The organism is Streptomyces sp. YIM S03343 (assembly GCF_054729195.1).
Genome location: NZ_JBPUKX010000001.1, coordinates 6,524,160 through 6,540,058 on the forward strand (window position 1 = coordinate 6,524,160; position 15,899 = coordinate 6,540,058).

General features: G+C 68.7%; 14 protein-coding genes. 8 read left to right on the plus strand and 6 right to left on the minus strand.

The features are described 5' to 3' along the window. Positions 1 to 2: 2 nt before the first annotated feature. On the plus strand, positions 3 to 902 hold the full coding sequence (locus tag ACSYGN_RS28705) for an SGNH/GDSL hydrolase family protein (protein ID WP_460400598.1): 900 nt from the start codon (positions 3 to 5) through the stop codon (positions 900 to 902). Positions 903 to 931: 29 nt separating this feature from the next. After that, positions 932 to 1,909: an aldose epimerase family protein gene (locus ACSYGN_RS28710; RefSeq protein ID WP_460400600.1), complete on the plus strand. Its 978-nt coding sequence runs from the start codon at positions 932 to 934 to the stop codon at positions 1,907 to 1,909. Between the two features lie 240 nt (positions 1,910 to 2,149). On the opposite strand, the gene ACSYGN_RS28715 is transcribed toward ACSYGN_RS28710, so the two are convergent. Further along, positions 2,150 to 4,633: a glycoside hydrolase family 3 protein gene (locus tag ACSYGN_RS28715; RefSeq protein WP_460400602.1), complete on the minus strand. Its 2,484-nt coding sequence runs from the start codon at positions 4,631 to 4,633 to the stop codon at positions 2,150 to 2,152. A 120-nt stretch (positions 4,634 to 4,753) separates the two neighbouring features. Here ACSYGN_RS28715 and ACSYGN_RS28720 point away from each other — a divergent pair, with 120 nt between their 5' ends. Continuing rightward, positions 4,754 to 5,404, plus strand: a complete 651-nt coding sequence (locus ACSYGN_RS28720) for a TetR/AcrR family transcriptional regulator (protein ID WP_460400604.1) — start codon at positions 4,754 to 4,756, stop codon at positions 5,402 to 5,404. On the opposite strand, the gene ACSYGN_RS28725 is transcribed toward ACSYGN_RS28720, so the two are convergent. Further along, positions 5,394 to 6,215 (minus strand): EI24 domain-containing protein, encoded by an 822-nt coding sequence (locus ACSYGN_RS28725; protein ID WP_460400606.1) that lies wholly within the window; start codon positions 6,213 to 6,215, stop codon positions 5,394 to 5,396. The genes ACSYGN_RS28720 and ACSYGN_RS28725 overlap by 11 nt on opposite strands. A 52-nt stretch (positions 6,216 to 6,267) precedes the next feature. Here ACSYGN_RS28725 and ACSYGN_RS28730 point away from each other — a divergent pair, with 52 nt between their 5' ends. The 3 genes from ACSYGN_RS28730 (at position 6,268) to ACSYGN_RS28740 (ending at position 8,201) form a co-directional block, all read left to right on the plus strand. Then, positions 6,268 to 6,933: a pirin family protein gene (locus ACSYGN_RS28730; protein ID WP_460400608.1), complete on the plus strand. Its 666-nt coding sequence runs from the start codon at positions 6,268 to 6,270 to the stop codon at positions 6,931 to 6,933. A 320-nt stretch (positions 6,934 to 7,253) separates the two neighbouring features. Next, positions 7,254 to 7,772: a hypothetical protein gene (locus ACSYGN_RS28735; protein WP_460400610.1), complete on the plus strand. Its 519-nt coding sequence runs from the start codon at positions 7,254 to 7,256 to the stop codon at positions 7,770 to 7,772. Between the two features lie 15 nt (positions 7,773 to 7,787). Then, positions 7,788 to 8,201: a hypothetical protein gene (locus tag ACSYGN_RS28740; RefSeq protein WP_460400612.1), complete on the plus strand. Its 414-nt coding sequence runs from the start codon at positions 7,788 to 7,790 to the stop codon at positions 8,199 to 8,201. A 200-nt stretch (positions 8,202 to 8,401) separates the two neighbouring features. Here ACSYGN_RS28740 and ACSYGN_RS28745 read toward each other — a convergent pair whose 3' ends face one another. The 4 genes from ACSYGN_RS28745 to ACSYGN_RS28760 form a co-directional block, all read right to left on the minus strand. Beyond that, positions 8,402 to 9,511 (minus strand): hypothetical protein, encoded by a 1,110-nt coding sequence (locus tag ACSYGN_RS28745; protein WP_460400614.1) that lies wholly within the window; start codon positions 9,509 to 9,511, stop codon positions 8,402 to 8,404. Between the two features lie 264 nt (positions 9,512 to 9,775). Beyond that, positions 9,776 to 10,639, minus strand: a complete 864-nt coding sequence (locus ACSYGN_RS28750) for an LLM class flavin-dependent oxidoreductase (RefSeq protein ID WP_460400616.1) — start codon at positions 10,637 to 10,639, stop codon at positions 9,776 to 9,778. Positions 10,640 to 10,711: 72 nt separating this feature from the next. After that, positions 10,712 to 11,590 carry a class I SAM-dependent methyltransferase gene (locus tag ACSYGN_RS28755; protein WP_460400618.1) on the minus strand — a complete coding sequence of 293 codons (879 nt, stop codon included), beginning with the start codon at positions 11,588 to 11,590 and terminating at the stop codon, positions 10,712 to 10,714. 158 nt (positions 11,591 to 11,748) lie between these two features. Continuing rightward, positions 11,749 to 13,302 (minus strand): endo-1,4-beta-xylanase, encoded by a 1,554-nt coding sequence (locus ACSYGN_RS28760; protein WP_460400620.1) that lies wholly within the window; start codon positions 13,300 to 13,302, stop codon positions 11,749 to 11,751. Between the two features lie 346 nt (positions 13,303 to 13,648). Here ACSYGN_RS28760 and ACSYGN_RS28765 point away from each other — a divergent pair, with 346 nt between their 5' ends. Further along, positions 13,649 to 14,986: an AAA family ATPase gene (locus ACSYGN_RS28765; RefSeq protein WP_460400622.1), complete on the plus strand. Its 1,338-nt coding sequence runs from the start codon at positions 13,649 to 13,651 to the stop codon at positions 14,984 to 14,986. Beyond that, positions 14,940 to 15,572: an RloB family protein gene (locus tag ACSYGN_RS28770; RefSeq protein ID WP_460400624.1), complete on the plus strand. Its 633-nt coding sequence runs from the start codon at positions 14,940 to 14,942 to the stop codon at positions 15,570 to 15,572. The genes ACSYGN_RS28765 and ACSYGN_RS28770 overlap by 47 nt, the downstream gene beginning before the upstream one ends. The last annotated feature ends 327 nt before the right edge of the window (positions 15,573 to 15,899 follow it).

A 15,899-nucleotide genomic window follows, 5' to 3' on the forward strand; every position in this document is an offset into this window, starting at 1 on the left:
GCATGGGGAATGGTCGCCGCCGCTGCGGGCGGGCCGTCGGTTCCGTCCTGCTCGCTTTACTCCTCGGTACGGCGGGCTGCTCCGCGTCCGGCGACGGCGCCCCGGACCCGGGGCGTACGACGGCGAAGGCCAAGCCCTCTCCCACCCCCGCCTGGGACCGCAGCCCCTCGTCGGTGGCGGCGGTCGGCGACTCCGTCACCCGTGGTTTCGACGCCTGTACGGTCCTGTCGGACTGCCCGGAGGTGTCCTGGGCCACCGGCAGTTCACCGGACGTCGACAGCCTCGCGGTGCGGCTGCTGGGCGCGGACCGAGCGGCGGACCACAGCTGGAACTACGCGGTGACCGGGGCCCGGATGGCCGATCTGCCGGGGCAGATCAGGCAGGCGGCGGCACGGCGTCCGCAGCTGGTGACGGTGATGATGGGGGCGAACGACGCCTGCCGCGCCAGGGCTTCGGCGATGACATCGGTGGCCGCGTTCCGCGCGGACTTCGAGCGGTCGCTGACGGCACTGCACCGGGCGCTGCCGAAGACGCAGGTGTATGTGGCGAGCGTGCCGAATCTGAAGCGGCTGTGGTCGCAGGGCCGCGGCAATCCGCTGGGCAAGCAGATCTGGAAGCTCGGCATCTGCCCCTCCATGCTGTCCGACGCGGACGATCTGACCTCGGGCGCGGCGCTGCGGCGGGACCGGGTTCAGGAGCGGGTGGAGGAGTACAACAAGGTGCTGGAGGACGTGTGCGCCGAGGCGGAGCGGTGCCGCTTCGACGGCGGCGCGGTCTTCGACTTCCGCTTCGGGACGAAGCAGCTCAGCCACTGGGACTGGTTCCATCCGAGCAAGGACGGCCAGGCGCGGCTCGCCGAGATCGCATATCGCACGGTCACAGCGGTGGCGCCGGTGGCCTAGGCCTCTGAACAGGGCCTAGGGTTTCCATCATGAGCGAACTTTTCGGCACACTTTCCGACGGGACCCCGGTGCACCGCTGGACGCTGGAGGGCGGCGGCGTGCGGGTGCGCGTCCTGTCGTACGGCGGGATCGTGCAGTCGGTCGAGGCCCCGGACCGGGAGGGGCGCCCGGCGCACGTGACGCTGGGCTTCGCGGACCTGGACGGCTATCTGACCCACCCGGAGCCGTACCTCGGCGCGCTGGTCGGCCGGTACGCGAACCGGATCGGCGGCGCGCACTTCCCGCTCGACGACGCGGTCTACGCCCTTGAGCCCAACGACGGCGCCAATTCCCTGCACGGCGGCTCCCGCGGCTTCGACAAGCGGGTGTGGGAGGTGGCCCGGGTCGAGCGGGGGGTGCGGCTGAGCCGGGTCAGCGAGTACGGCGAGGAGGGCTTCCCGGGCCGTCTGGAGGTGTCGGCGACGTACACCCTGGACGACACGGGCGCGCTGCGCATCTCGTACGAGGCGATCACCGACGCCCCCACGGTGATCAACCTCACCCATCACGGTTACTTCAACCTGGCCGGCGCCGCTTCCGGCAGCGCGGCCGGGCACGAACTGCGGCTCGCCGCCTCGCGGTTCACCGCGGTGGACGAGCATCTGATCCCGACGGGTGTCCTGGAGGACGTCGCGGACACCCGGTTCGACTTCCGGGCAGGACGTGAGGTCGGCTCCGGCTACGACCACAACTTCGTGCTGGACAAGGGCGTCACGCCCACCGCGGAGGAGATCGCCGAGCTGCACGACCCGGGGTCCGGGCGGGTCATGACGGTGTCGACGACCGAGCCCGGCATCCAGCTCTACACCGCCGACCACCTCGGCAAGCCGTTCGCGCCCGGTGACGCCGTCGCCCTGGAGACCCAGCACTTCCCGGACTCGCCGAACCACCCGGAGTTCCCGAGCACGGTGCTGCGGCCGGGCGGGGTGTACCGGTCGGAGACGGTGTACGCGTTCTCGGCGCGCTGAGGCCGTCCGGCTGTCGGTCGTCCGGCCGTCGGTCGTCCGTCGTCGTCCGCCTGCCGCCGGTCGCTGTGCGGTGAGCCCCGGTCCGGGTGTCCGGTCCCGGACCGGGGCGGTCCTGCGGGGCTTCGCGCCCGGCTCCGGGCGCCGCGCGCCGGTCGCCCGGGCGAGCGCCGGCCGCCGTCAGACGTCCGTCACCACGACGTCTGTCACCGCGACGTCCGCCACCGACACGCCGGTACCGCGTCAGATGTTGACCGTGGCTGTGATCCGGAGGTCGGTGATCGACCGGCCGACGTGTACGGCGTACGAACCCTTCCCGCACGTCCATGAGCTGCTGCCCTCGTCCCAGATCTCGAAGGCCCGCCGCGGCAGTTCGACGGTGACGTCGACGCTCTCCCCCGGCCCCGCCTCGACCCCGGCGAACCCGGCGAGCCACTTGGCGGGACGGCCGGCGTCCGCCTCGCCCGGCGCCAGATAGACCTGGACGACCTCGCGCCCGGCCCGGTCACCGGAGTTGGTGACGCGCACGGTCGCCCTGGTGCCCTCGACGGTCACCGACTCGTACGTCCAGTCGGTGTAGCCGAGCCCGTGCCCGAAGGCGTAGGCGGGGGTGCGGCCTTCCTTCTGCCAGGCCCGGTAGCCGATGAACACGCCCTCGGTGTACGGCAGTTCGCCGTCGATCGGGACGACCTCGGTGACCGGGGCGTCGGCCAGCGAGCCCCAGGTGGTCGTGAGCCGCCCGCCCGGCTCCTGCGCCCCGGTGAGCACATCGGCGAGGGCGGCGCCGCCCTCCTGGCCGGGGAACCAGGTCAGCAGCACGGCCGCGACCTCGTCCCGCCACGGAAGCTCCACCGGGGAGCCGGAGTTGACGACCACGACCGTGTTCGGGTTGGCGGCGGCGACGGCGCGCACCAGGTCGTCCTGGCGGCCGGGCAGCCGCAGATCGGTGCGGTCGAAGCCCTCGGACTCGACACGGTCGGTGGTGGCGACGACGACCACGGCGGTGTCGGCGGCGCGCGCGGCCTGAACCGCCTCGGCGATCAGCTCCTCCGCCGGGCGCTGCGGCGACTGGTGGGCGATGGCGAAGATGACGTTCCTGAAGGGGAGTTCAGGGTCGTAGGCCACCCTGTAGGTGAGCGAGATGTCCACCGGCTCACCGGCGGTGAGGGCGGCCTCGGCGCGGGCGACGGGGGCCCCGAAGAAGGCCGAGAAGGGGTCGTCGCCCTCGGCGCTCTGCAGGTCGGCCCAGTGGGTGGTGCCGTCGATGGCGAGGGCGAAGACGCCGACGCCGCGGACCCCGAAGGTGTGGGTGCCGCTCTCGCGCGGGGTGTAGGTGCCGGTGAGTTCGACGGTGTGCAGTGTCTCGTGGGTGACGCCGTCGGGCAGGTCGGAGCCCATCCACTGGATCTGCCCGCCGGGCGCGGTGCCGGTGCCGATGACCGCCCCGGAGGCGTCCCGGCACACCGCGCGCAGCGCGAACTCCTTTTCGCCCAGGTTGAGTTCGGTACTGGGGTCGGCGCCGAGCGTGTACGTCAGGGTGCCCTCGGGGAGGGCGGCGGTGAGGCCGTCGAGCGGGGAGACGGTGCGGGCGGGGAAGACGGTGGCTGAGCCGCCGCCGAGGACACGGGCGTCACGGGCTGCGGCGCCGATGAGGGCGACCGTGCCGCCGGGCTTCAGCGGGAGCGCCGCACGCTCGTTGCGGACGAGGACGAACGAGCGGCGGGCGATCTCACGGCCGAGGGCGGCGCCGTCCACGGCCTCGGGCGGCGTGGTGACCACCGGTTCGGCACCGGCCAGGGCCCCGACCCGGGCGGCGAGACGCAGCACGCGGCGCACAGCCTCGTCGACCTGCGCCTCCTCCACCTCGCCGTCCCGCACGGCTTGGGCGAGGGCCGCGCCGTAGACGGTGTCCGGCCCGGGCATGGCGACATCGAGACCGCCCTCGACGGCTGCCGCGGTGGCACGGGCGGCCGACCAGTCGGAGACGTTGAACCCGTCGAACCCCCACTCCCCGCGCAGGACTTCCTGCACCAGACGGCGGTGCTCGGTCATCGTCGTGCCGTTGACGGAGTTGTAGGCCGTCATGATGCCCCACGGGTGGGCGTTCTCGACGATGGCCTCGAAGGGCGCCAGATACAGCTCACGCAGGGCGCGTTCGCCGACCAGATTGTCGACGGTGAAACGGTCGGTCTCGGCGTCGTTGGCGACGAAGTGCTTGACGGTGGTGCCGACGCCCCCGGACTGCACCCCGGCCACATAGCCGGTGCCGATCCGCCCGGTGAGGTACGGGTCCTCGCTGTACGCCTCGAAGTGCCGTCCGCCGAGCGGGGACCGGTGGAGGTTGACGGTGGGCGCGAGCAGCACATGGACGCCCTTGCGGCGGGCCTCTTGGGCGAGCAGCACACCGGCGCGGTGCGCGAGGTCCGGGTCCCAGGTGGCGGCGAGGGCGGTCGGGGAGGGCAGGGCGACGGACGGGTCGTCGGAGGTCCAGCGCACTCCGCGCACCCCGATGGGCCCGTCGGACATGACGAGGGACGCGAGTCCGATCTCGGGGAGTGCGGGCAGCGACCACATGTCCTGCCCGGCCAGCAGACGGGCTTTGTCGTCGAGTCCGAGCTTGCCGAGCGCCGCCTCGACCGCGGCTTCACGTGCCTGATCTGCGCTGGCCGTGTCCCTGGTGTCCCTGGTGTCCGTGGTGGCTGCTGTGTTTTCCCGGGTTCCCGGCATCGCGGGACCTCCTCATCGAGTCCGTGCGGGGCTGCTGGCCTCCATCGTGCAACGGTTACCTGTAGAGCGGTAGGTTTTGTTATATCGCCGTGACCTTACTGGCGGGTCGCTGCGCCGGGCGTGTCGTACGGTGAGGGCGTGAACGCCAGGGTGAGGAGCGAGGAACGGCGCGCCGAGATCGTGCGGGCGGCGCTGGAGGTGATCGCGGAACGCGGTTACCGCGGGGCGAGCCTGGCCGCCGTCGCCGAGCGGGTGGGCCTGACGCAGCAGGGCCTGCTGCACTACTTCCCGACGAAGGACACCCTGCTGGTCGCAGTCCTGGACGAGCGCGACAGATGGGACGCCGTCCCCGATTCACAGTGGCGGCTGGACCTGCTGGCCGCACTGGTGGAGTACAACGCGATGCGCCCCGGCATCGTGCAGACCTTCTCGGCACTGCTCGGCGAGAGCGTCACGGAGGGACACCCTGCGCGCGAGTTCTTCACCGAGCGCTACGACCGGGTGCGGGCGACCATGACGGAGGCCCTGCGTACCGAGTACGGCGACCGCCTCCCGAACGGGCTGACCCCGGAACGTACGGCTCCGCTGCTGGTCGCGGTGATGGACGGACTCCAGTACCAGTGGCTGCTGGATCCGCAGGGGGTGGACATGCCGGGGGCGTTCAGGGACTTCTTGCGGCTGCTGGGGGAGAGCGGGGAGAACGGGCCAGAGGGACCGGACGGACCGGACGGGCCGGACGGCAACCGTGAGGGCGGAACGGTCACCAGGTGACCCGGGCACCCTCGGGTCGGTCGTCCCCGTCCTGCTGATGGTCCTGGTCCTCGTCCCCGTCGTCGATCTCCTCGCCGAGGAGGTCGCGGGCCATGAGGGTCGCTCCGGCGACGGCGCCGGGCATGAGGAAGACGGCGACGACGGGGACCAGAAAGGCCAGCCCCAGCGGTGCGCCGAATCCCCACACCAGCGTCTTGCGGGAGCGCAACAGGGTGAGGCGGGCGCGGAGTTCGACGTCACGGCGCTGAAGTGCGACGGCGGTGAGCTCCTCGGTGAGAAAGAACCCGGTGACGAAGAAGCCGATCACCGGGATGACGGTCTGCCCGACGAACGGCAGGAACCCGAGGGCGAAGAGCAGCACCCCCCACACCAGCGCCCGCACCAGGATCCGCAGGCTGTCACGGGCCGACACCCACAGCTCACGCCAGAGCGGCAGCCCGGACTGCGGGGCGGTGCCGTCGGGGGAGACATCGCGGTCGACGGTCTCGGAGAGGCTCTCGTAGAAGGGCTGGCCGATCAGCAGGGTGACCGCGGTGAAGGTGAGGACGGCGAGCAGCAGCCCGAGCGCGAACACGACGACGATCAGAAACCCGCGGAACAGCCCCTGCCAGGGGCTCGACCAGTCATCGGCGAACGGCGTGGCCCAGCCGACGAAGTCCGGTCCCCATACGGCCAGCGAGACCAGTACCCCGACATACAGCACCAGCGTGATCAGCCCCGGCAGCAGCCCGAACCCGTACTGCCTGCCGTGCCGGCCCACCCACCGCTGGCCCTTCACCAGGTAACCGAAACCCACCCCGAGATCGCCCATGGCCCCACTGTAGTGGGACGACCTGGAGGCTCCCGGGGGCTACGGTTGGCATGTGACGGAGGTATGGCGAGCAAGCGACCGCTTTCAGGGCGGAGACCGGTCAGCGGGGATCGACTCCCGCCACGCCTTCTCCTTCGGCCCCCACTACGACCCCGCCAACCTCCGCTTCGGCGCCCTGATCGCCTGCAACGAGGAACGGGTGGCGCCCGGCGCCGGGTTCGACGAGCATCCGCACAGCCACACCGAGATCGTGACCTGGGTGGTCGAGGGCGAGCTGACACACCGCGACTCCACGGGCCGGGAGACCACGGTCCGCCCCGGCGACGTCCAGCGCCTCAGCGCGGCGGCGGGCGTACGCCACGTGGAGCGCAACGACGGCGTGAGCCCGCTGACCTTCGTACAGATGTGGCTGGCCCCGCTGCGCCCGGGCGGCGACCCGTCGTACGAGATCGTCCGCGGCATCGCCGACTCCACCCCGTACGCCGTCCCGGAGGCAGCCGCGATGCTCCACGTCCGCCGCCTGGCGGAGGGCGAACGCACGGCGGTCCCGGACGGCGCGTACGTGTACGTCCACGTGGTCCGCGGCGAGGTGCAGTTGGAGTCCGAACACCTGGGCCCCGGCGACGCGGCCCGCCTGACGGACACGAAGGACGTGGAGGCGGTGGGGACGACGACCGGCACGGCGGAACTCCTGATGTGGGAGATGGCCGCCCGCTGAAGCAGGCGTGCTTTGGGCGTTCGGCTGCGGCCGGAGCCGCTGCGGGCGCAGCCGGGCGTCACCGCCATCGGCGTACAACCGCGGCCCGGCCCGTCCATTGCTGCGGGTCAAGGCACAAGCATTTACAGCTCTTTACAGATTTCACTCGATTTTCATAGCATGCCCTTGCCGTGGTCATGACCGGCCGCGGTGGGGGGGAAACACATCGGACCGGCACCGGCACGTCCGGTGCGAGGCTTTTGTGCTGTGCTGTCATGCGCATCCCCGGCCGACCGAGTCTCGAGCGCCAAGTCGACCGAGTTGCACGACCGGCACCACGTGTGGGAGAAGTCCCTAGCGGTCACCACCCCACCGCCCCCCCCCACACGGTCGCCGGTTTCCAGTGGGTCGAGCCGCCCACCCCGTTCGACACGATCGGCCTCAACGACTGGATCCAAGACCAGTTCTGGCGGGAAGAGGGCGATTTCTACAGCGACGTACAGCCTCTCGCTGGCAAGGACTCCGTCGACGCAGCCACCGAGGTCTACAAGAACCGCTACTCCCCTGACAGTTCAGCCGACTACTACGACCGCAAGGCATGGGAGTCCCTGCAGTTCATGCATGGGATGTATGCCGACGACGCGCGTATGTTCCTGCAGTACGGCGGCTTCCCGACCGACGCGCCCGACCCGGACTCGATCGAGTTCCGGATCGATGTGGAGAACCTCAAGTCCCGGTTCGCGTCCTGCACCTCGAGCAACCCGGAGGACCCGCACTCGGTCCTCGGCGAGGAACTCGGCGTCGCGGCCACGGAGTGGCAGAGCGAACTGGACGGCCAGAGCGAGCCGGTGCCGGACTGAGAAGAGAATGTGCAGATGACAGATTTTGTCCGTAGGGGCCGGCTGTTCAGGGTTGTCGGATACAACCCCTCTCATCGGCAGCTGTTCCTCACCAGCGAGGCGCTCGCCGTGGATCGCACCACAACGCACATCGAGATTTACATTGGTCATGTGCGCCTCATGCTGCTCAAGCCGTACTACCGGGACGGCTTGCACATTCGGCGGGCCACTCCCGACCAATTCGCTGTCCTGCGGGAGCGGCACGAGCTGGAACCGAGCGACGCGAACTTCACCTGGATGCTGGAACCTGACGGTGACAGCTTCGTCATCGGTGGCAATCCGAGCTGGCGTGAGGCTGAGTACGAGCTGATGGGCGACCGGGAGGCCCTGTACGACGCCCGCCTGCCCTGGCCCCCGGACTTCCCCGTGGAGTCCGGCAACGTCGGCTGACGGACGGGGCGGGCGGGGGCGCCCCCTGAGGAAGCCCGAGGCGGCAGGCACGGTCTCCCGGTCGGTTCGTGGGTCGGAACTCCATGAACCGACCGTGGAAGCCGTGCCTGCTTGCATCTCAGCCGCCGGACGAGCAGACGGCGCATCGCAAACCGGACGTCACGCGACTAGGCCGAAGCCCGGCCCTCGCTGAGATCACGTCACTCCACCCAGGCGGATTCCACACCCGCGCCACTCAAGTTGACATTAATCTGGTGCGCCTGGATTTTGCTGTCGTAGTACTGGAATAGGTTCAGGGTCACTCCGGTGGCGGTGGTCGGGGCCACGAGTGCCGAACCGCCCTCTGCTACCTTTTTCTCGTACCATTCCTGCTGCGCTTGCTGGGCGGCCTTCATGTCGTCCGGAATGAAGGCGGAAATCATCTTCCCGTCTTGCGGGTAAGGGTACACCTTGCCTGGGACCATGCCACCGGTCACGACGATTCCGAGTTCCTCGTCGATTACCAGGTCGCGCGCCTTCGAATCGGCAGGGCGTTCTGACATCCAGACACAGCCGAGCGGGTCGGTGGAGCCGGTCCCGTCCAGCCCGGTGTCGATCACCAGCGCACCCACTTCGGTGAACTGGCACGTCGAGGAGATTTCCGCCTTGAATGTGCTGCTGGGGTCGAAGCTTGCCTGACTCAGGGCAAGCAGTTCCGCACGGGTGGCCTTTTCGCGGTCGGCGGGCGGCGACATCAGCTGCTTGTAGTTCGCCGCCAGTTGTTCGGGCGAGTAGGTGAAGCCATGGTCTCCGCGGGAGCGGTTGACGTTCAGCTCCAACTCCGTGATCTTCTTGTCGACCACCTTGATCCGGCCATAGAGGACGGACAGGCTTCCGCTCTCCTTGATGGTCAAGGCAAGGTACGCCTGACCAGCGGTGGTGTCGATGGCCAGCAGGCTCGGCTTGCCCGCCTTGGTGACGGTGCGCCACAGCGTCATCATGCCGAGCGCCGCCGCGTGCGAGTTCTCGGTCGCCTTGTAGACGGTCGCCAGCGGCAGGCTTTCCGGATCATGCGCCACCATGGACTTCAGAAGCTTGTCGACCATATGCGTCATACAGCTTCTGGAACAGTCGATCGTCGACGAGTCGGCGACCGAAGTAGCCGCGTGCGTGACGGCCTCCGACCCAGCCTTTTCCTGCGCAGCGGAACTCGCGGCCGGGGCCGCCGCAGTCGCGATCACCGCCAGCGTCAACAGTACTGCTGCGAACCATTTCCTCGGTTTACGGTGCGGCGCGTCATGAGTGCGTCCGCCCTTGCTCTCATCATTCATGTATTTCCTCAGGTTTCTTCGACCGTCAGGGCGATACAGAGGCTCATAAATGAGAATTCCGGGACCAGCGGGCTGCGATCGCGATCGTGTGGGCAGTCCGCCGCCCAAAGTGAGCAGCAAAAGACGGCCATCGCGCGGATCGAGCTGAACCCGTACGTTTAGCCACGAGGCTCTTGATTGCTCCCGGGACAATATCAATCCGTGCGGCGCATCAGGAAATGTCGTTATGGAATGAATGGCGCGGAGTGCGGGTCGATGGGCTGATCAGACCACCGGCGGTCCCGCCTCGATCCGGCGCAGTACTGGAGTCAGGCGGTCCAGATCGGGGCCGGTCTGGACCTGCCGCTCGTCCCACCAGGTGGCGCCGGCGTCGCGCAGCGGACCGATCACGTTCCTGGCCTTCGCGGAATCCGAGTGCGTGGCACCGCCGAGCACGAACTCGAAGGGCTGCTCGGCCCCGGCCGTACGGTGCTTGCGCACATAACCGACAAGATCCCGCACCTCCGCCGCATCGGGCACATGTCCGTGCCGGGCCGTCTCGAAGAGAGGCACCGCGCCGTCCCACCGCGCTGCCCGCCGCATCGGCGGGCGACGCGGCCAGAACCCGCCGATCCACACCGGCGGACCAGGCCGCTGCACGGTTGCGGGCAGCAGCGTCACGTCCCGGGCCTCGTAGTGCCTGCCGTGGTGGTTCACCGGCTCGCCGGACCACCAGCGCCCCAGCAGTTCCAGTCCCTCGTCCAGCCGCTCGGCGAGGAGGTGTGGCTCAGCAGTGTCGCCGAAGCTGCGGTACTCGTCCTCGACCGGGCCGCCCAGGCCTGCTGCGAAGATCACCCGGCCGTCGCTGAGATGGTCCAGGGTGGCCACTTGGCGGGCAAGTTGCTGCGGACGGTAACGGGGGACCGGTGTCAGTAAGGTGCCGAGCCGGATCCGCGAGGTCGCCAGCGCGGCCGCGGTCAGCAGCATCCAGGGGTCTCCGAAGGGGCGTCCCTGGTGTCGTCGGTGCAGTACGTGGTCCCAGACGAAGAGCCCGTCCCAGCCGGCCTGTTCGGCGGCGGCCGCCACAGTCGCGACGTTACGGGGGTCGGCGAAGTCACCGAAGTTGGGGATGTTGATGGAGAAGCGCATCCCAGCAGGATGTGCAACGGGCGGGGAAGGAGCAATAGGACCCTCGCGCGACCTCGGCCGACTACGCGAGCATCATCGAGAGCGGGTGGCGGCAACCAGGTAAGCCGTCCCCGGCCAACGGCAGAGACCCCGACTGACGGTGTCCGCCGGTCGTTCGTGCCGACGCGTCCACCGCCACACGAACCGGTCGAATGGCGGGACGGAGGGCGTCAAGTCGTAGTGGACGACGTCGACGGGACAAAGCCGGGCTTCCCGCATCCGCCGCCGCAACCGCCGAGCCGAGAGCGCCCGGATACCGGACTTCGGCACACCGTGCCTTCGCTTAGGGGGTAGGCCGAGCAAACCCTCGATCTGGCCGAGCAGCCGAAGCAGCGGCCAATACACCCCCCACTCGAACAGGCGGTACGGGCTCAGCGGGTTCAACATGCTGACGAGAACGAGCCCGTCCGGGCGCACAACGCGGTCAAGTTCGCGCAAGACCACGGAAAGGTCGCAGTACTCCAGCACCCCCATCGCAACCACGACGTCGAAACTCGCATCCGGGAACGGCAGCGCCTCCGCATCCCCGACGGCCAGTTCGACCTCGGCACCCGCCGTGCGGCCTGCGGCCTCGGCGATCATGGCGGGCGCCTGGTCGACGGCGGTGATCCGGAAATCGCCGGGGCGAGTGTCGAGCACACGCCGGACGAACATCCCTGGCCCGCAGCCGACGTCGAGAAGATCCCCACCGGGACATCGGTCCAGGATCTCGAATACGGCATGGAGCCTGGAGGAGAAGTACCGCTCAGCGGGCCCCGAGCCCTGATACGAAGAGGCATAGGAGGCCGCTAAAGATGGATCATCGAACTGGACACGGACGTCACGACGATCGGACGTCTCTTGATCCGCGACCGTCGAACTCATCTCTGCGGGACCGGTGACGACACCCCAGTACTCCTTGCGAACTCCCACCATCGACCTCCCGTAAGAGTGACCTCGGCAGGCCGAATCTACTAAGTAACACAGTATATAAACGGTCACGCGGGTGGCATGGGTGGGTAAATGTCGTACTCGTGCTGGTCGTCAGGGCCTGTCTGGCCCACTTCGCGTCGAGGCGGAGGCGGCGTCTGCTATTCCGTGGTCCGGCGGCGGGAGCGGCCGAGGACGTCACGCAGGGCCCAGTACGCGGGCCTGGCCTCGTACGCGGCATCCCAGGGAAGGGCGTTTCCGGGACTCGGGGGATAGTTCCGGATGTCGGCCGTGGAACCGTATCGGTCGGTGAAGCCCCAGGTGGAGAACGAGGTGCAGTTGGGTTCCTCCGCGCAGACGGCGAGTTTCCCCGCGAACTCGCGGGCCTGGACGTCGCCCTCGCCCTCGCCGACGAGGACGTCCATCTCCGAGACCCGGGCTTTCAGGCCGAGCCGGGCCAGCGCCCGGACCTTGCGCCGGAAGACTTCGGGGTCGGTACGGTCGTCGGCGGCGTACTCGTGGTTCTGGAAACCGACACCGTCGATCGGAACGCCGCGCTTCTTGAGCCGGATCAGCAGCGCGTGGAGGGCGTCCCAGCGCTGTCCGTCCTCCTCCACCCCGTACTCGTTGAGGTAAAGCACCGCGTGCGGGTCGGCCGCGCGGGCCGTACGGAAGGCGATGTCGATGTATTGCTCGCCCATCGCCTCGAACCAGAGGTGCGGCCGCACGCCGCGGTTGCCGTTGGTGTAGTCCTCGTCCTCGTCGGACATGGGCTCGTTCACCACGTCCCATTCCGCCACCCTCCCCCGGAAGTGGCCCGCGACCGCCCGGATGTGCTCCGTCATGACGCGCTTGCGGTCCTGGTGTGTCATCTCGGCGCACATCCAGGAGGGCAGCGCCTCGAACCAGACGAGGGTGTGCGCGTGCACCTGCATCCCGTTGGCATCGGCGAAGTCCACCAGGGTGTCACCTTCCTCGAACGCGAACACGCCGCGTCGCGGCTGGACGAACTGTGCCTTGAAGTCGTTCTCCGGCGTGAGCATGGAGAACTCCTCACCCGCCGTCCTGCGGTAGGCGCTGTCGGTCAGCAAAGGACCCACGGCCAGAGCTGTCCCCACCCGGATCGGCCGCTGGAGATCCGCGGCCAGGTCACGCAACCCATCGGTGGAGCGGGGGACTTCCAGTCCGGGGGCGTCCCGGACGGACAACTGCCCCCGGTCCAGCGGCATCGCGCGGAGCTCGCCGAGTGTCCACCCTTCCCCACCACCCTGCGCATCCGCGCCGAACCAGATTCGGCCGCGCCCGAAGACATCCCGCCCCGGAACGGTCCCCACGGCATTCCCGTCGGCCTCCAGCACCAGCCTGTCCCCCCGTACCTCGACGGCGAGGCGGACGTCCTCCACGAAGCCGTCACCGAAGGTACGGGTCAGAGCAGGCCGGTCCGAATCCCCGTCCCACCGGTCGAACCGAACCCGACCGCCCGCCACACCGACCCGCACCCCGCGTCGCTCTCGCCGCCACTCGTCGTACACGACGGGAGTCTCACCGTAGAGATGCAGGTAGGCATCCGTGCCGTCCAGGCCTCTCAGCCGCGCCTCGATCCGGATGTCGCCCCGGAACACGAGGTGGGGACCGCGCAGATTCACCGGCGGATTCGGCTGCCCACCGCTGCCGTCCTGTCGTGTGATGCGCCGGTCGAGGCGTGTGATGCGCACTCCTGACCGCGTCGGCTTCGCCCCGGCGAAGTGAGCCCAGTCCCGGCCGTCGAGCAGGTCCGTCGCCGGCCTCCGTGCGGGCGCGGAGCCACCGGTGCAGGACGCCGAGGCCCCTGCGAGCAGGGCGCAGCCAACAGCGGTGACAAGGCTCCTCCGCCGCATGACCACCGGCACTCCCTTCCGCGACCCGGTGTCCTTTAGGTATGAGGACGGTGCCGTGCCGTCGGTTGCGTCACCCGCAAGGCTTGTTCTACCCCCCTGAATCCCCAGTTTTGGTTACCAAGCCTCTTTACTGGCAATTCACTTGCCCGAAAGTCGGTGAAACTAGCTTGGGAAGGGGGTGCTCATGCTTCTGAATTTCAGAGTGGGCAACCATCGGTCGATCCGGGCGGAGACCGAGTGGCAGCTCCAGCCGGTGTACGACGGTGATCGGCCCCCGGGCACAGCGTGGGAAGCGGTGCCGGTCGCCGGCGTCTTCGGTTCGAACGCGGCAGGCAAGTCCAACGTGGTGGACGCGCTGCGCTACATGGCGGAGATGGTGAACCACTCGCACCTCCTCGCCGAGGACGGCGAGGGCGTGAGCAGACAGCCCTTCCTGTCGGACGTCCGCGAGGCGGAATCGTCCTGGTACGTCACCGACCTGGTGGTGCAGGGCGTGCGCCACGTCTACGGCTTCGAAGTGGACGACGATCACGTGGCCGCCGAGTGGCTGTACGCCTACCCGGAGGGCCGCAAGCGGGTGGTGTTCGAGCGGGACGGCGACGATTTCCGCGTCGGCAGTTTGCAGGAACGGCAGAAGGAACTCCGCACGGTCGCGGAGATCACGGCTCCCAACGCACTGTTCCTGTCCACGGCGGCCCGGTCCAAGTCGGCAGCGGCGGTAGTGCACCCGGTGTACCGGTGGTTCCACAGCGACCTGGTGTTCGGCGGTCCCCTGACCCTGGCTCCCCGCACTCGTGCACTGATGCTCAGGGATCTCGCCCGTCAGCTGGACAGCCTGGGCGAACCGACTCATCTGCGCGAACTGCTGCGTGTTGCGGATCTCGGTATCGAGGACTTCCGGGTGCAGAGCGAGGAGGAGCTGTATCCGGGGCGCCCCGGGCCCGCCGTCGCTCGCAAGGACACGCTTTTCGACCTGCCGAGGTCGAATCGGCGGACCCGTCACGAACTGCTGCTGAGACACACCGGCAGGAACGGTCCGTTCGAGGTGCCGCTGACGGCGGAGTCCGCCGGTACTCAGGCACTGGTGGAGTACGCGTTCACGCTGGAGAGAGTGGCCCGGCGGGGCGGCACCCTGGTGGTGGACGAACTCGGCAGCAGCCTGCATCCACGGCTCAGTTCGTTCCTCGTCGCCCTCTTCCAGGACAAGGTCCGCAATCCTCACAGCGCCCAGCTGCTGTTCACCAGCCATGACGTGAGCCTGCTCGGCCGCAGGGCAGGAGAGGACATCCTGAAGCGCGACCAGATCTGGTTCGTGACGAAGAACGAATTCGGGGAGAGCTCGCTGTACCCCCTGTCCGACTTCAGGCCGCGCCAGAACGAGAACCGGGAGCGGCGCTATCTGAGCGGGAGCTACGGCGCGGTACCCATGATCGACGACACGTTCACACTGGCGTTCGCCAGGTGGGGGGAGACGGGTGGCGAGGAATCCGAACCGGGACGGCCGGAGGGCCCCGAGGCGTGAGTCCACGCTGCGCCGCAGGCCCGCGTACCGGGACGCGTTACCGGCCATCCTGGTGGTCTGTGGCGGCAGGACCACCGAACCCGCCTATGTGAAGGGACTGTTGAGAGCGGTCGACAATCATGCCGTCGACGTACGGGTCAAGGTCTGCCCACAGGATCCGGTGTCCGTGGTCAGGCACGCGGTCGGCGAACGCACCCGAGCGGGCGATCACTGCGCGGGTACCTGGTGCGTACTGGATGTGGACGAATTCGCGCACCTCGACAAGGCGTTACGGCTGGCCGATACCGAAGGCATCGACATCGCCCTGTCCAATCCGTGCTTCGAACTGTGGCTCCTGCTCCACTTCCACGACCAGCGCGGCCCGCTCAACGACTTCAGGCAGACGGTAGGACAACTCCTTCCCCATCAGCCCGACTACAGCAAGTCGGCGGACAAGTTCACCTTCGATCCGTACCGGGACACCTGGCCCACGGCAGTGGACCGTGCCGAGGACCTGGCGAAGCCGGGCGAAGAGCACAAGCGCAATCCGTCCACCGGGATGTGGCGCCTGGTCCGCCAGATCGTCCCCGCGCACCGGCAGTTCTGACAAGGCAGGGAGTAGGCCAAAGACTTCGCAGTGTCTTCGTACCCTGCTGGTGCCGTGGGATGGCCGACAAGGATCGGTGGGGTGTGACGCCTCACCCCGCCGGAAGCGGCAAGACGGTGTGGTTCGAGTGCCGGGTCAAGGCGTGAGGAAGACGTCGTGCGAGGGGCGGAGCATGGCTCTATTCAAGCCATTACCATCCGCTTTCCAGTCCGGGACACTCGCTCCGGTTCGCAGAGGCAATCTAGAAATCTTCCTCGTCCCGCAGCTTTTATCAAGCCGTTCGACTAGCTCCCCTTTGCTTGCGGAACGGCGGGAATGAGCCTCGAG

Coding starts and splice junctions, on each gene's coding strand:
- ACSYGN_RS28705 (WP_460400598.1), top strand. CDS start 3: ATGGGGAATGGTCGCCGCCGCTGCGGGCGGGCCGTCGGTTCCGTCCTG.
- ACSYGN_RS28710 (WP_460400600.1), top strand. CDS start 932: ATGAGCGAACTTTTCGGCACACTTTCCGACGGGACCCCGGTGCACCGC.
- ACSYGN_RS28715 (WP_460400602.1), bottom strand. CDS start 4,633: ATGCCGGGAACCCGGGAAAACACAGCAGCCACCACGGACACCAGGGAC.
- ACSYGN_RS28725 (WP_460400606.1), bottom strand. CDS start 6,215: ATGGGCGATCTCGGGGTGGGTTTCGGTTACCTGGTGAAGGGCCAGCGG.
- ACSYGN_RS28740 (WP_460400612.1), top strand. CDS start 7,788: ATGACAGATTTTGTCCGTAGGGGCCGGCTGTTCAGGGTTGTCGGATAC.
- ACSYGN_RS28745 (WP_460400614.1), bottom strand. CDS start 9,511: ATGAATGATGAGAGCAAGGGCGGACGCACTCATGACGCGCCGCACCGT.
- ACSYGN_RS28750 (WP_460400616.1), bottom strand. CDS start 10,639: ATGCGCTTCTCCATCAACATCCCCAACTTCGGTGACTTCGCCGACCCC.
- ACSYGN_RS28765 (WP_460400622.1), top strand. CDS start 13,649: ATGCTTCTGAATTTCAGAGTGGGCAACCATCGGTCGATCCGGGCGGAG.